We start from the raw sequence: 15,530 nt of genomic DNA, 5'->3' as shown, positions 1-15,530 counted from the left end.
ATGTATCGCTGCAACTCCGGCCCAGTCTAGAAACACCAAAAATTCGCGACAATTTCAATATTTGCGACTAGCATTGCCAAAAAGGCAAGACTCGGGGAAGCATCGTGCTGCATGGAATCGCACTCAGATACTTCGTGGAGGTCGCGCGCGCGGGCTCGCTCGCGGCGGCGTCCGAACAGCTTCATGTGGCGGTTTCGGCCATCAGCCGGCAGATCGCGAAGCTGGAGGAGCAAGCCGGCACGCCGCTGTTCGAGCGCATGCCGCGCGGCATGATCCTGACGGAAGCGGGCGAACTGCTCGTGCAGCACGCCCGCCGCGCGCTGATGGACGGCGACGCGGTGCTCGACGAGATATCGGAGATGCATGCGCTCAAGCGCGGCAACGTGCGCATCGGCTGCACGGAGGGCTTCACGCGCTGCTTTCTGCCGAGCGTGATGGCGGCGCATTATCGCGAGCATCCGCACACGCGCTTCGCGATGCGTTCAGGCTCGCCCGCGCAGGTCGAGCATTGGGTGGCGAGCGGCGAAGTCGATGTGGGGCTCGCGTTCTCGACGTCGACATCGACGGCGCTCAGCGTCGAATACAGCGTGAAGGCGCCCGTGTGCGCGCTGCTGCCGCCGACGCATCCGCTCGCGGGCAAGGAAAACGTCACGCTCGACGACATCCTTCAGTATCCGACCGCCGTGCTGGATCGCGGCACCACCGTGCGCCACCTGATCGACTGGTGCTGCTCGGCGCGCGGCGTGCATCTGGAGCCGGTCCTGACGAGCAACAACTCCAGCGCGATGCATCACTTCGCCGCGCTCACCGGCGCGATCACGCTCGGCAGCGCGGTCGCGCTCGAAGGCGACCCCGGCCCGCCGACGCTCGTCGCCACGCCCATCGACGAACCCTTGCTGAACGAGCGCCTGCTGCAGGTCACGGTGATGCGCGAACGCCGCCTGCCGCCCGCCGTCGGCCAGTTTCTGAGCACGCTGACGAATGCGCTGCGCGCGAGTCTCGCAAAGCCGGCGACGCGCGCAAGGAAGAAAAAGCGCTAGCGCGTCATTGCGTGGCGACCCGCCAGGTCGTGCCTGCGGCATCGCGAAAGCCGCCCCGGAAGTCGTCGTCACGCTTGCGCGCGGGCGCCTGCACGGCTTGCGCGCCGTGCTGCATCGCGCGGTCGCAGACGGCCTGCGCATCGCGCACATAGACGTGAATGTGCGGACCCTGCGATTGCTGAACGGTCGCGCCGCCGCCGATCATCACGATGCTGTCGTCGATGCGCACTTCCGCATGCATCGGCGATCCGTCGGGGCGGTCGAAGCGGCGCACCAATGCGCCATCGAAGACGCGTTCGAGAAAGCGGATGATGCTTTCCGCGTCCTCGCAAATGAGGTACGGACTGACGGATGGATAAGTCGCGGGCTTCCATTCGCTCATGAGATCCCTCGTGATGATCGTGGCCAGGCCAGCCGGAGTATAGGAATCCCGCGACGGCTTCAAACGCCTTCCGCCACATCCACGTCATCGAGCTTCTTCGACGCGGCCTTCGGCATCTCGGCCGTCGGCTTCGGTGCGGGCTCGTAACGATGCACGTCATGCGTGACGAAGCCCAGGTCGTGGCTCGGAATCTCGAACCACTCCGGATGCCCGAACGAGCGGCGGATGTCTTCGAGACCGCTTGCCCAGTGCTCGTCCATCGTGTCGTTGCTGAACTCGTAGTCCTTGTAGTGCCCTTCGAAGAACTTGTTCTTGTAGATGAGATGCACGACGTTCACCGCGCCGCCGTCCGCCACCTTCTGCGCCTCGCGCAACAGCGGATGCGAGCGCCGCACCTTCTCGGGAACGTGCTCGAGCAGCTCCTTGATGAGCCGCGCATGCTTCTGGTTGTGCGAAACGAAATCGGTGATCGCGCGCGTTCGGCTCGAATACTGGATGTCCTTCGTGCGCTCGCTCACGTCGAGAAAATCGCCCGGCAGCGTGCCGCGCGCGCTCCACAGATCGACCTGGAACACGAGCGTGTCCCGGTGCTGGCTCTCGCGGATGATCTCCGTCAGCGGCGTATTCGACACGAGGCCGCCGTCCCAGTAGAACTCGCCGTCGATCTCGACCGCCGGAAAGCCCGGCGGCAACGCGCCCGACGCCATGAAGTGCTCGGGCCTGAGACGCGTCTTCGTGTTGTCGAAGTAGACGAGATTGCCAGTGCGCACGTTCACCGCTCCCACCGACACGCGCATGGCGCCATCGTTGATGCGGTCGAAATCCGCGAATTGCAGCAGCGTCGAGCGCAGCGCGGAAGTATCGTAATAGCTCACTTCGCTCGGCCGCTTGCTCTTCGTGTTCGGAACGAGACCGGGCACTTGCACGCGCGGCGAGAAGAAGCCCTTCTGCCCTTCCGTCAGCGCGCGCGCCGCCGCCCACATGCTCGAGAACTTGCGCCCGAGATTGGCGAAGCCGAACGCCGCGGGCAAGAACGCGCCGACGTGGCCGATCAGGTCCGCCGGCTGGCAGATCGTGTTCCAGAAACCGCGCAGCGCGGCCACGCGGTTCTCGGGCGCATTGCCCGCGATGATCGCGGTATTCAGCGCGCCGATGGAAATGCCCGACGTCCACGTCGGTTCGACGCCGACTTCGCCCAGGCCTTCGAACACGCCGGCCTGATAGGAACCCAGCGCGCCGCCGCCTTGCAGCACGAGGCAAACCTCATCGTAGTCCGGCAGCGCGATGTGATTCGCCTGCGTGAGTGTGTTGCGTTGACTGCGGCGCATGGATTCTCCTTATTGCATGAACCAGCCATGGCTCACGACGACGGACTGGCCGGTCAGCGCGTTCGACTCGAAGCCCGCGAGGAATGCCACGGTGTTCGCGACATCGGCGACGGTCGTGAATTCGCCGTCGACCGTTTCCTTCAGCATCACATTCTTCACGACCTCTTCTTCGGAAATGCCGAGCGCCTTCGCCTGCTCGGGAATCTGTTTCTCGACGAGCGGCGTGCGCACGAAGCCGGGGCACACCACGTTGGCGCGCACGCCGCGCGGGCCGCCTTCCTTCGCGACGACGCGCGCGAGGCCCAGCAAGCCGTGTTTCGCCGTGACATACGCCGACTTCAGCTTCGACGCCTCATGCGAGTGCACCGAGCCCATGTAGATGATCGAGCCGCCCTTGCCCGATGCGTACATGTGCTTGATCGCGGCTTTCGTCGTGAGGAACGCGCCGTCCAGATGGATGGCGAGCATCTTCTTCCAGTCGGAAAACGCGTACTCCTCGATCGGCGCGACGATCTGAATGCCCGCGTTCGACACGAGCACGTCGATGCCGCCCAGCTTCGCGACCGTCTCTTCGATGCCAGCGTTCACGGCGTCTTCGTTGGTCACGTCCATCGCGACGGCGATCGCCTTCGCGCCCGTTTCGACGATGCTGTCCGCGACCTTCTGCGCATTCGCGAGATTCAGGTCGGCGATCACGACGGCCGCGCCATCGGCCGCGAGCTTGCGCGCGGTCTGTTCGCCGATGCCGCTCGCTGCGCCCGTCACGAGCGCGACTTTTCCTTGCAGTGCCATTTGCTTGTTCCTTTAGTGATGTTATTGATTGACCGCGAGCCTGAGCTCATCCGCGGGTGCGAGATAGTCGTAGGCGACTTCCCCGATATCGAGCGTGAGATTCGCGATGACATGCCGCGCGCCGACCACCTTGCGCACCGGCAGGTCCGCGATCGGCGCGAGCGCATGCGCGTGCAGTTCGAGCGCGGCCGGGCCTTCCCATGCGCCAAGCACGCTCACGTCGCGCAGAAAGAAGCGCACCAGTTCGCACACGCGCGCGGTGCCGTCCACATGCGGCAGAACCTTGAGCAGATAGTTCGGCGTATCCGCGAGCTTCTTGCGCTCCGCTTCGAGATCGAGCGGGCGGTACTTGTAGCCCATCGTGCCGGTCGCGATGCGCTGCGTACCGTAATCGAGCGTGCCGAGCAGCGTGTCCTTGCCGTCGACGGACAGACGCGGCGACGCCAGCTTCTTCGGAAAGCCCCAGATTTCACGGCCGCCCGCGATCGGACCTTCGTCGTCGAGGTACATCGCGTGCGTATAGCTGGCCTTGTTCCCGTCCGGATCGATGACGGAGATCACCTGGCCGCTTTCGGTGTAGTCGCCGAAACCGGATGAATCCGGCATGCGGATGAATTCGTAATGCACGAGACCGCTGTCCACTTCCAGCGGCTCGGGAACCACCGCGCGCAATGCGTCGAGATCCGTCTCGTAGGAGATGATGAAGTACTCGCGATTGAGAAAGCGGAACGGCGGGCGCGGGTAGGCGGGATTGTGCACAGGCATGGCGAAGGCATTCCTGCGGATGTCGTCTTCTTTCACTTTTTCGTCCCTGAGTTGAGAACAGGCACGATAGTAGATGGAGTCGATGACATTTGTCGCGGACCCCAGGCACCGCAAACCCGCCTATCGAAGCAGTGCGAAGCGACAAATATCCCGCCGGTTCAAGGCCTTAGTCAAGCGCACTGACGAATTGCATTTTTTTGTGCAATATACTGTTGCCGCAGCGGACCGCTGCGGGATAGAAAGCGCGACAGTTGCGCGCGGGTTCGATCGCACGCGCCCGATCGGGCCGGTTGTCCCCTGGCTGCAGACAGGTTTCCGGTCTTGTATTCTTGGGGTGCAAAGCGGCGGGCTGTGGGCTGCTTTGCCTTTTCAGGCCATCTCCTCAAAGCGAGTCTCCGATGAAAACGTCCTTGAAGAAGTCTCTCGTGCTTTTGGTGCTGGCGGCTTTCGCGGCGCCGACCCTGTCGTACGCGGCTGCAGAGTATCCGGACAACAAGCCGCGTCCCGCGTATCACAAGAAAGGGCAAAAGCACAAGCACAGCAAGAAGTCCGCGACGCCGCCCGCCACGCAGTCGCAGTAAAACGCCCTTTTCGTCTCTTTTTGTCTTTTCGTATAAAGCACGCGCGCGCGCTTGCGGGCGCGCGTGCTTTTCCGTTCGTGCCGCTCGCCGCACTATTCGCGCGCGATGTGCCGGCTCACGAAGAGCAGCGCCAGCGCAGTTCGGCGCGTTGTCGATGCAGGAAGCGGCGGGTTGTCGCGCGTGCTTCCTCTAACCGTTGCCCTGCCAGCAGAGCCCGTCCAGCGCCACGAAGCGCCACTGCCCAAGCTCGGGATCGAACAACGCCACCTTCGCGCCTTTCGCCGCCAGCGCAATGGCCCGCAGCGGGTTGACGTTGAATCCTGCCGAAATTGCCACGCTCATGTCCTTACCCGCAGACACCATCGCCCGATACGACGCCGCCATGCCGATGCCGGCCGGTACGCAGAGCGCCCGCAAAAAAACCCAAGTCAATAGTGTGAAGGCGATGCCCTTCCACATCATTCATTTAATCCCATGGATTCGTGTTTTATCAACCAATACAGCTCATCACATAATCCACTATCGATTCAACGATCGGTGCAACCAACTGGTAGTGGCGCAGAAGGAAGAGCACTACCATTCCAACCGCAATAACCCACGTGACAACGGTGTCTGCCGTGCTCCAGCCGCTGGGCGGAAGCAGCATGATAACCGCCCATACTGATGCGCACATGCCGAGGCGGGGCCCAAGATCGGGTTGTACCCGTATTCCTTCTTCCACGGCACCGCCACCGGATCGCGCTCTTTCGTGGCCACATTCAATGCGATACCCCGCTCATGCGGCAACGCGATAAGCTGTGCGCCCTGGCCGAAATGAGCCATCCGTGCCGCCAGCGCCTGGAGCACCCAGCGTGCCACCGGGGCCTGCGGACCAATGGCAGAGTCAAGCGCATGTGCTTCCACACTCAGGCCGGATTCCCTCAGGGCTCCAAGGGTTGCGTGCCGCGCGAGGCCCTTCAGGCTGCTATGCCAGAAGTGGCGAATGCGTGTACGCGGCACCTGTTCTGAATCCAGCAGCAACACAAGTGCCTTGCCCGCTTCGTCCGCATCCGCGACGGTCTGGCGCAACAGCCAGGCTTGGCATTTCTGGTCCGGCTTTGCCCGCATGAGCGCTGGCATGCCAAACAGTAGCGCCACGGCTGCTTCCGAAACGTCCGGTTTAACGTCCGCGCTTTCGTCATTCAGATGCCACGCCACCACGACGCGGTACTTCGGCGCTATGTCCAGCGAATGGTAGGGCCAGTAATTGGCTTTGCCCTCGAACCACGTGTCCGCAAACCCGACATCCCTGCTGTTATCCAGCCACCGCACAACAGGCTTGCCTGGCAGGCCGATCCGCGCCCAAACCGCCTGAAGGTTAAGAGACGATTCAGCCTGCTCGCACTGGATCACAATCTCGAATGAATCGCTTTTCGCCGCCAGCGCAAGCCGTGCGGCGAGCGGTGTCAATAGTTTTTCAATTACCGCGTGTTCACGCGAGGCGGCATCGGCTCCCTCGATGCTGGCGAGACGCATGACCTTTCCGGGATTCTCTGGCGGCTCGCCTTCGAGTTTCAGCATGCGCTCGGCAAGGTCCGCCTCAGGCGTGAGAATCACGCTGTCGAGCACGGCCATGCCTGCACGGCTTTGCCGCTGCCAGGTGGTTATCTGGTGCCAGCGTGACCTGTTATGCGCCGCGGCCTGCGTCGCTGGAATGTCATATGCCAGCAGCCACACAAGGCAACTGAGTGTCGTCCAGCAGAAAAACGGAATGGCTACTGCATCGTGTATGAATTTGTCCCAGGGCATAGAACCCTTTGGCAAGTCAGGCACGACCACGGCAAGGGCCACGCCCTCAACAAACACGTACAGCAAGAGAAAGAACCAGATGGACGGCGGATCCGGTGCCTTCCATTCAGACGCGAACTGCCGGTTCCAGTTAAAACTCATCCAGCCTCCGGTTACTCAGCTGTCCATTCATGCTGCGAGGCAAGCAGTCTGGGTTTCGGGTTGCAGGCACACAGGCACAAGTCGTCCTCCAGCGCGGGCACCTTGCCGTACCACATCTGCTCGAAGCGCTCGCCGTTGCGGCCAATCGTGCCGGTGGTGCCGCACGCAGGGCAGATTACGGGTGCGCCGATATAGCCCATTCTGCGTCCGTTGTAGCCGGTGCCGTTGATGCCATCGGCCACGGTCCCGCGCGCAGTGGTGCGGTCGCCTTCGTAAATATGAGCGCCCATCTCAGGCTCCCACCCATTCCCAATCGGTGGCATCGCCGGCACCCTTCACGGCCGGCATCGTCTGCCCATGCCGCATCGTGACGATGCCCGCCAGATCGTAACGATAGCCCGTGCCCCATCCCTCGCGAATGCGAGGCAGCCAGCGACCGCTACGCGGGCATACCGCCCCCGGCTTGCAGAACTGCCGGGTTTCTTCGATGGTCTCGAACGAATACTGCGTGACCGGCGTCGGCGCGCTGCCTTCCCACAGCCACTGCACGGGACCGTCAAAACTGATGCCGTTACCGTTCTCCATCAGCATCTTTACCCTGTCGGTCGTTGCAACGGCTCCTGTCTTGAACGGCACGAGCTGGAGGCTGCGGTGCGTGCTGGAGTTCGTGCGGACAGCACGGTAAAGGCCGTCTTCCGCGAACGTCTCGCCGGGCTTTACTGGCTGCCAAGACATTTCCTGGCGGTGTGTTGCCTCCCACTGCTCGCGCTCCTGCGGGGTCGAGGGATAGTCGCGGTCGAAGGTGACGCGAGTCGGATTCTTGTAGTCGGAATGAAAATCGACGCGCACCAGACTGGACTGGATTCCAACGACCTCAATATCCATGAATGTACCGGCGTTCAAATTATATTCGCCAGCAGAAAATTTTTCGATGGAATCAGTTTTTAGCTTGATCACAATAGAGCCGCGTGGCGCAAGATTAGCTTCTCCATCAGGAAATTGCTCTGGATTGACCAGAGACTGACCAGCCAACGCAAGAGCAAATTTATCTTTTGGAGAATTAACCTGCGAACCATTTACACCCAAAATAGCCATGCGCCTTCCCATTCTGACATCCCACTTATCAGGCGTCTTGAACTTGATCGGGTAGTCACCGCTATTCGTAAACCTCACGGACACTAAAAATCCGTCCTTTTCACGATCAACCGAAGCAAGCGAGAGGTCAAGCTTCACAAGCTTTTTCCCGTCCTGAATCCCCGCATTTGTGAGCGAGTCCACCAAATCAGCAATCTTGCTTGCAACGTCACGACTAAAATCCCTGACGTAGCTGCTTCTCATCTCCCCACCACATTTCGCTGTGTAAAGGTCGGAGATCGGCACACCACTTGTAGTGTCCTTCGAGGAGCAGAGTAATTCCGCAAGTTTCCTAGCACCTCTCAAGTTCTGGTTCATCAATTTCAGTTCATATATACCGACCCCATTGATATTCCGATCCAACGAGGAGTCACCGATCTGAACCCTTAAAATCTCACCCGAGACGGATATTGAATTGTTCCCATAGGTGTTGATGCTGCCATCCGCAGCACCATTCGTTGTATAGCTAAATTGCATCTCCTGCTTCTCCGGGTTCACAGTCTCAGCATGGGCATTGCTTCCAAGCAGGAAAAAGCAGAACGCCGCATTGCCCAAATAGGTAATCCATGAACTACGCGTCATAGCCGACCCTCCACAATTTGTTCGTCGCAAGAGAAAACTGACGCCGTACATATTCAAGATAATAGGGGCTAATAGTTGCGCGACCTTTATCTAATGGCGTCGTAGCGCCATAACCCATTAGATTTGACTGTGAGCGTCCTTGCCACGCGAGAATTCCCGTTTTCGCATCGACCAGCGAAAAATCGATGTGCTCGTTCTTGATATATGACTCGTGGAGCCAGCCACCCTGGTCGTAGTATTCATCCGGGAAATTGAAATAGTGTCCGCACTCATGTGCTTCGACATTCGCCATTGGATAATCGTGTATTACCTGATTTATGTCTTGCCACTTTTGCCGCTCCCCCCATGAAGATGTGTCCGCTCGAAGGACGGAGGGGTACAGATGGAGGGCAACGTGTTCACTGAATCCGCTAATGGGCACACCCCTGATCGACACGCGAAGATCAACTTTGAAATTGACCTTCACACGGCAGCCGCACGCCGCACCCTTGGAGCATCCGTCCAGGATCAGCTTGTAGTTCCCCTGATTCAGCACGGCCTCGATGCGGCCAGTCAGCGCTCTGACATCGAACTTTGGCCCGACCGCATCGCGATAGTCCATCTTGACACCCTTGCGTACAGAGCCGGCTGTCATTGTCGAATGCTGGGAAAAATCGTAAGGAACCGTTTGGTCATCAGCCGTAAGATCACGCTTTCCAATTCCATCGACCGGAAACAGTTCCATCGGAACAAGCATTACACGCACCGTGCATGTAATCGCCTTGTCCTGCTCGCTGTACGCAAACTCGAAATTCGAATATCTGGAACCACCGCCTCGATACTGCGTCGTTTTATCGTCGCTCATCCATGGCGTCCGGTTATCCAACATCCCCCAATACGATTTGGCTTCGATATGCGCCTTCACGTCGGCCCTCAGATCCGAAATTTTCCAGTCGCAAGGAACAGCGTTCACCAGCTTGATCGGATCCGGCGTCACCACGGTTTGCTTCTGGTCGTCAGGACTGTTCAGTGTGACCTTGGCTTTGGGGATGTCGGTATCCACGTTCGACGGCTTGCCATCAAACGGAGAAAAATCAGACGCCTCCGGCGGCACAGCCCCGCCAGAGAGGCGCGAGAACAAGTCGCCAAACGGCGACGGCGCGACCCCGCCCGCATCAGGTGCAGGCGCTACCGTTCCCCCGCTCCCCGACGCGATCATCTCGGGCGCGGGAGCCGGCGGCGGCACAAAGGCAGGGTTGGTACGCCAGACCTCGCAACCCGTCGTATACGGCACGAACTGCGGCGAGAACGCCGCGCCGCTCAAGTCCATCTGCGCGGGCCCGCTCCCCTTTACGCCAGCCGTGCGGTACAGCACCCCACCGCGCGAACCAATCTCGACGCCGCCCCCGTTGATTTTCACGTAGGTGCCGTTCACGTTCAGGACGATTTCCTTCGCGGCCTTCACATGAACCACGTTGTTGACCGATTCCACCGTCATGTCGTCCTGTGAGGCAAGCTGCATGCGCCCGCGCTGGGCCTGCACGATGACTGCGCCCGCCGCCGCAATCAGGCTCATGCCTTTCTGCGTGAACAGCGAAACCATATCGTGCGCGGCCACCGTAAAGCGCTTCCAGACGCTCCAGCTCGCGTCGCCCTTGGCGATGCCCATGATGTTTTCGCCGGCGACGAATTGCACGCTCTTGCCGCTCACCACGCCAGCCGACACCGGCGTGGTCACCAGTACACCGGACTGCTCAAGCTTGTAGAGCGCCTTGTTCACGGCGTGCTGACTGCCGATATCGGCCGCTTCGGCCTTCGACGCCTGAGCCGAAGACGCCAGTGCCTTAGCCAGCGCCAACGCATCCTCAAGCAGCGCAACAGTCTCCTGCATGTCGAGCTGCTTGCCGGACGCGCCGTTTCGCGCATAGGCCGACACCATCACGCCACCCCCGCCGCGCAGTGCCGCAGGCCCATCCGATCTCAATTCGGCTCCGCTCCCTCGCTCGCTCTGGCCGCGATCGACCATGTGGCCGAGATTGAGTTGCGTCTTGCCATGCTCGGTAGCCACCTTGATGTGCTCGCGCCCCTGCCGGTCATCCATCTCCAGCGTGTTGTTCGAGCGCGTGCGGATCGTGTTACGCGTGCCCCAGGGCGCGCCCGCGACGATCGGGTCCGTGTGCTGCGCGGTATGCAGCACGTGACTAATGAAGGGCAGGTCCACGCAGCCCCACAGAAAGCTCACGCCGACCACTGTGCCCTCGACGAGCCCGAAGTGGAAGCCCGTCTGGTCCGCTCCCGCGAACGGCTTCGCGAGCCGCATCGGGCAGCTTTGCAGACCCGGCACGCGCGTGTCGCGGTCCAGATGAAGATCGACAATGTATTCGCCCTGCCGGTCCAGGTAGGGGTCTTTCCAGCCGCCCGACGACGCGATCGTGCCGGTGACGACCCCGTGGACTTTGGGCCACGTTTCTTCCTTCAGCGGCAGGCGATACTGGCGATCGGATGGAATCGCGTCGAACTTCACGTGATACGGCTTCTTGCGCGATGCGCCACACGTCGCCCGCACCACCACCAATCCGTACTTCGCCTCGGGCAGGTCGCGATTCGACAGTTTCAACACACAGCCGGCCGCCAGGTCCAGCATGTCGCATTCGCCGCGATACTCGAGCTGGGCGGCCAACGCCGCCTCGCGCCGCAGCTGCGCCTCTTCCTTCGCCTCGTCCTCGCCCTGGTTCGGCGTCCCCCACGTGTACGCCTCGCCATACGTGGTGCGGTCCTCCAGGATCGGGCTGACCGCCTCGATCGGCTCCGACACCGGACTCTCCGTGCTGAACGTGCGCACCGTGTAGGCGGCCGGCAACGTCTTCGCGCACATCTCCAGCTTGCTGACCGACTCGACGCCGCTGGTTTCCAGCCCACTGTAAGGCCGATACGCGACCGTAAGACGGTCAGGCTCCCGCCGGTAGTGCGCATAGTCGTTGCAAAAGCGCACCTGCTCGCAGTGCTCCCCTTCCTCGCACACGAACCAGATCCCCGAGCGCTGGCACAGCCGCGTGATGAACGCCAGGTCGTCTTCGCCCCACTGCATGACGAAGCTGCGCTTGCGATAGGTCCGCTCCAGCTGGAACTGGAAGTCGGCGAAGATCTGGTTGAACGCGTGCTCCCGCAAGATCTGCCCGATGATCTCGGGGATCGTCATGTTCAGGAAGAACCGGCACTTTGGCGCGTTGCGCAGCAGCGCCAGGCGCGACTCCAGCACGATCTCGTACAACGACTGATCGCGGTTTGTGTCCTTCAGCGCGAAGCGCGTCACCACGCCCTGCACGCGTCGCGCGCTTTCCGGCTGACTCCAGCGCTCGCGCGGCGGCGGCTGGATCACGAGCGCGCCGATGTGATTCAGGAATTCGCTGCGCGACAGGTCGTGTCGGGGATGAGTGAACTGGATCGTGTACTTCGTCGGCTCGCCGATGCCGCGCGTGCCTTCGAACTCGTAGATGTCGGCCAGCGCCGCGGCGGGCGCGCCCTTGAGATCCAGGCTGTAGAACGGGTGGATGTCGACGCCAGCGCGCGCGGACGCGTCCGAAATGGCTGTGCTCACAGTCAACCAGTCTCCCTCTCAATCGTTGGCGGAATATCCAACGGAATCCTAAACGATTGGGGACCAGCTCATCTGGATTTGACAACAATTCACATTCTGCCATTGATGAACCCAAGCCGATCCATCCGCGGCTGCTAGTTCGCTCGAAGGACGAGAGGCCGTTGATAACGTGACTTTCCGGCTCGCGGCATGTTAGATGGATCTATCGGCACTGGGCTGGTTACAAGGACTTTCTGAAAGTGAGAGGTTTTCCGCGTTGCAACGGAAAATGCCGTACGGAAAGCAGCAATTCCGACACGCCCCAAACGGAAGACGCGCGCGCATGGCGTCGAGGCGCGCCGCATCGATGTGTCCGCGCGTGGCCATCACTTCCAGCGCCTGCAGCACAGGAGTCGCGCCGTATATCGACGCCGCCTTCGCATCCGCGTCGAGCTCCAGGGCGGCGGCGCGTTTCGCCCCATGTGCCCGCCGCATCCTCCAGCAAGCGAAGAAGGCAAGCACGAAGCCGAAGCCCGGCACGCTCACGCGCCACAGCTCTTCGTCGGGCAAGGTCGTGAACATGACGCACGGGACCGACATGAGCGCGGCTACCACGAGCGCGGTCCGGACGAAGTCGAGCAGCATCGTCTTGCGCTGCGTGGCGTGCCCGACTTCGTGCGCAATGACAATGCGCAGCAGCGGCTCCGGCAAGGCCAGCGTGCTCCTGTCGATCTCGATGCAGTTGGACAGCGCTTCATAGCACGGCCCGCCCGAGGTCTTCACGAAGCGCACGCGCGGCGGCGCGACGCGCAGCGCGGCGGCATCAGCGGCCACGAGCGACCGGATCCGGTCTTCTTCCGCGGGGAGCCCGTTCATCGTGCGAGCGCTCGTCCAAGGTCGATCATTGCGCGGGACGGTCGGTCCATGCGCTGCGCGCCTCCCCGAGCCCTTCGAGCGCGAACTTCGTCGGTGATGAACCAGACGGGCGGGTCGTTCGATGATGCGGACATTGCGGTTCTCCATGGAAAACGCGCGGCATGTCGATCATTTTGATCGAAGCGCGCGAAAAATGTTGGGATCGGAATGGGCCGGAGAGCGGCTCGGACACCATGTTGCAGCAATCGGAGCGATCACCCAGCGTGCACCGGGCTTCAAACGGTGCGGGCACGCAAGCAAACAGCGCGCCTGCGCCACTCCGCCCAGTCGCGCCATACGCGGCGTCGCAGATTGCCGCATGCGTGCAAGCCGATGTCGCTCTGGTGCTACACGGGTGTGCTTTCCCGTCCTTATAGTGAGCCGTCGATTCCGCGCAATCATTCGAGGCCAAGAGCGTGAGCACTAAAGAACTGGGCAGCACGAGTCGGGCCGACGAACGCGATACATGCGATGCGCGCGATGCTTCCGGCGATAGCGGGCTTCCCTTTGGCCGCATCGTTTCTTCGATTGCGAGCCTGCTGCTCGGGTTCGCGCTGCTCGTCATGGGCAACGGGCTGCTCGGCACGCTCGTGGCGTTGCGCATGGTTCAGGCGCATTTCCCTTCCTCGACGATCGGATTCGTTCAGGCCGCCTACTACACCGGCTTCATGCTGGGCGCATGGCGCGGCTCGGCGCTGATCGCGCGCGTCGGGCATCATCGCGCGTTCGCCGCATTCGCCGCGCTCGCGGCATGCAGCGCGCTCGGTTACGCGCTCGGCACGGCGCCGCCCGTCTGGATGACGCTGCGCTTCATGACGGGGCTCTCGCTCGTCGGCATCTTCGCCGTGATGGAAAGCTGGCTCAACGGCGTCGCGCCCAACGCGATCCGTGGACGCGTGTTCTCGGTCTATCTGATCACGACGTATCTGTGCGTGGGCGCGGGGCAGTTTCTCATCGGCCTCGCGAATCCGAACGGCTTCGAGCTGTTCAGTCTCGTCGCGTGTCTCTTTGCGCTGTCGCTTGTGCCCGCGAGTCTCGCACGCGTCTCCGTCGCCGATATCGACGAACGGCCCGCGCCCGCCGGCCCGCTCGAATCCCCGCCGAAATCGAAGTTCCAGGCGCTGCCGACGCTCTGGCGGAACGCACCGCTCGCGCTCTGGGGATGCTTCGCGGCCGGTCTCCTCAACAGCGCGTTCTACGCGCTCTATCCGGTGTACATGCGCGGCGCGGGCTATTCCGTCGAAGAGATATCGAGCTTCATGGGCGTGGCGCTGATCGTCGCGCTGTTGCCGCAATGGCCGCTTGCACATCTTTCGGACCGGATCGATCGCAAGCGCATCATCCTCGCGATCGCTTCCATGCTCACGCTCGCGAGCACGACGCTCTTCGTGTTTCATGGCGCGGCGCTCGTCCAGCCCCTCGCCTATCTCCACGTCAGCCTGATCTTCACCGTGTACGGCGTAGCCGTCGCGCATGCGAACGACAGGATCTCGTCGCGACAGCGCGTGGCGGTGAGTGCGGGCTTGCTCCTGACCTTCGCGCTCGGTGGAAGCATCGGGCCGATCGCTGCATCGTTCGTGATGGGCCGCGTGGGCCCTTCGGGCATCTATCTCTTCACGATGATCGTCACCGCCGCGCTCGCGACGCTTGCCTTTCGCAGCGTCCGCGCCCGTCGCGGCGCAGCCTCGCGGTGACAAACGCGGACAACCTGCGCATTCTCCTACATCGCTGATTCAAAAACAAAATTTCGAGTCACTCCGGCGTCATGCCGCTTTTGTGACAAACAATGTCGGCTCGATGTCAGCCATATGACCCCGCTCCGCTCTATCGTGTAGGCCACGGCAGCACCCAAACATAAACATGGCTCTCAAGAGCTCAGGAGACATAGTGGAAACCCTTGCCTTCATCTGGGACAACCTGGCGAGCATCGCCAGGATGACCGGCGAGCACGTCGAGATCGTCGGAGTGGGTGTCGGACTCGCGATCACGGTCAACGAACGGCTCGCGAAGATCGTGCTGTATGTCGCCGCGATCATCATGACCATTCCCTCGGTCGCGCTCTTCCTCTACTCGCAGTTGCCGATCGTGCGCAACACCTACACCGCGATCACCAACATCGACCCGGCGTTGCGTGAGGCCGCGCGCGGCATGGGCATGACGACCGGCGCGCGCCTGCGCAAGGTCGAGCTTCCGATCGCGCTGCCGATCATCATGGCCGGCGTGCGCATGGCGGTGGTGATCAACGTGGGCATCGCGGCGATCGCGGCGTATATCGGCGCGGGCGGGCTCGGCAAGCTCATCAGCCGCGGCATCTCGCAATCGGACCCGCGCCAGTTGATCGCGGACGCGATCCTCGTGAGCGTGCTCGCCATCGCGGCGGATATCGGTCTTTCCTGGGTTCAGCGGCTTCCTCACGCCCAAGGGCCTTCGCGCTCCTTCCCGCGCGGCCGATCTCGCGCTGCGCCTCGGCGCCATGACAGGCTTTCGCAAACAAACCGGACACGCGCAATAAATCATGATCAAGCT

General features: G+C 61.8%; 13 protein-coding genes and 1 pseudogene. 4 read left to right on the top strand and 10 right to left on the bottom strand.

Annotation, left to right across the window (positions count from 1 at the left end; translation table 11 throughout):
* The first annotated feature begins 104 nt into the window (after positions 1 to 104).
* On the top strand, positions 105 to 1,040 hold the full coding sequence (locus AWB83_RS19520; RefSeq protein ID WP_087047266.1) for a LysR family transcriptional regulator: 936 nt from the start codon (positions 105 to 107) through the stop codon (positions 1,038 to 1,040).
* 4 nt (positions 1,041 to 1,044) lie between these two features.
* Here AWB83_RS19520 and AWB83_RS19515 read toward each other — a convergent pair whose 3' ends face one another.
* From AWB83_RS19515 to AWB83_RS19500, 4 genes are read right to left on the bottom strand one after another with little or no spacing between them, the layout of a single operon-like run.
* The gene (locus AWB83_RS19515; protein ID WP_087047265.1) at positions 1,045 to 1,422 is read right to left on the bottom strand and encodes a VOC family protein; all 378 of its coding nucleotides are present in this window, start codon (positions 1,420 to 1,422) and stop codon (positions 1,045 to 1,047) included.
* A 59-nt stretch (positions 1,423 to 1,481) separates the two neighbouring features.
* The gene (locus AWB83_RS19510; protein WP_087047264.1) at positions 1,482 to 2,750 is read right to left on the bottom strand and encodes a DUF3734 domain-containing protein; all 1,269 of its coding nucleotides are present in this window, start codon (positions 2,748 to 2,750) and stop codon (positions 1,482 to 1,484) included.
* 9 nt (positions 2,751 to 2,759) lie between these two features.
* Positions 2,760 to 3,542, bottom strand: a complete 783-nt coding sequence (locus AWB83_RS19505; RefSeq protein ID WP_087047263.1) for a 3-hydroxybutyrate dehydrogenase — start codon at positions 3,540 to 3,542, stop codon at positions 2,760 to 2,762.
* Positions 3,543 to 3,563: 21 nt separating this feature from the next.
* Entirely contained in the window at positions 3,564 to 4,343 is a 780-nt protein-coding gene (locus tag AWB83_RS19500; RefSeq protein WP_087047262.1) for an acetoacetate decarboxylase, read from the bottom strand.
* A 362-nt stretch (positions 4,344 to 4,705) separates the two neighbouring features.
* Here AWB83_RS19500 and AWB83_RS19495 point away from each other — a divergent pair, with 362 nt between their 5' ends.
* Positions 4,706 to 4,888: a hypothetical protein gene (locus AWB83_RS19495; RefSeq protein WP_087047261.1), complete on the top strand. Its 183-nt coding sequence runs from the start codon at positions 4,706 to 4,708 to the stop codon at positions 4,886 to 4,888.
* A gap of 189 nt (positions 4,889 to 5,077) precedes the next feature.
* Here AWB83_RS19495 and AWB83_RS19490 read toward each other — a convergent pair whose 3' ends face one another.
* From AWB83_RS19490 to AWB83_RS19465, 6 genes are all read right to left on the bottom strand, one after another.
* Positions 5,078 to 5,350 (bottom strand): hypothetical protein, encoded by a 273-nt coding sequence (locus AWB83_RS19490; protein WP_087047260.1) that lies wholly within the window; start codon positions 5,348 to 5,350, stop codon positions 5,078 to 5,080.
* 111 nt (positions 5,351 to 5,461) lie between these two features.
* Positions 5,462 to 6,817, bottom strand: a complete 1,356-nt coding sequence (locus AWB83_RS19485) for a KPHS_23130 family T6SS system protein (RefSeq protein ID WP_087047259.1) — start codon at positions 6,815 to 6,817, stop codon at positions 5,462 to 5,464.
* Positions 6,818 to 6,828: 11 nt separating this feature from the next.
* Positions 6,829 to 7,107, bottom strand: a complete 279-nt coding sequence (locus AWB83_RS19480) for a PAAR domain-containing protein (RefSeq protein WP_087047258.1) — start codon at positions 7,105 to 7,107, stop codon at positions 6,829 to 6,831.
* Between the two features lies 1 nt (position 7,108).
* Entirely contained in the window at positions 7,109 to 8,533 is a 1,425-nt protein-coding gene (locus AWB83_RS19475; protein ID WP_087047257.1) for a hypothetical protein, read from the bottom strand.
* Positions 8,523 to 12,116, bottom strand: coding sequence for a type VI secretion system Vgr family protein (locus tag AWB83_RS19470; protein ID WP_087047256.1), 3,594 nt, complete (start codon positions 12,114 to 12,116; stop codon positions 8,523 to 8,525). The genes AWB83_RS19475 and AWB83_RS19470 overlap by 11 nt, the downstream gene beginning before the upstream one ends.
* Positions 12,117 to 12,302: 186 nt before the next feature.
* On the bottom strand, positions 12,303 to 12,965 hold the full coding sequence (locus tag AWB83_RS19465; RefSeq protein WP_244197805.1) for a hypothetical protein: 663 nt from the start codon (positions 12,963 to 12,965) through the stop codon (positions 12,303 to 12,305).
* Positions 12,966 to 13,420: 455 nt separating this feature from the next.
* On the opposite strand from AWB83_RS19465, the gene AWB83_RS19460 reads away from it, so the two are divergent.
* Both AWB83_RS19460 and AWB83_RS19455 read left to right on the top strand, forming a co-directional pair.
* The gene (locus AWB83_RS19460; RefSeq protein WP_087047255.1) at positions 13,421 to 14,698 is read left to right on the top strand and encodes an MFS transporter; all 1,278 of its coding nucleotides are present in this window, start codon (positions 13,421 to 13,423) and stop codon (positions 14,696 to 14,698) included.
* 193 nt (positions 14,699 to 14,891) lie between these two features.
* Positions 14,892 to 15,516, top strand: a pseudogene (locus tag AWB83_RS19455) (ABC transporter permease).
* Positions 15,517 to 15,530: the final 14 nt, after the last annotated feature.

It is taken from the genome of Caballeronia ptereochthonis, from assembly GCF_001545075.1.
GTDB classification, from domain to species: domain Bacteria; phylum Pseudomonadota; class Gammaproteobacteria; order Burkholderiales; family Burkholderiaceae; genus Caballeronia; species Caballeronia ptereochthonis.
Note: the sequence above shows the minus strand (reverse complement) of the source record. Positions and strands in the feature narration are given on the sequence as shown.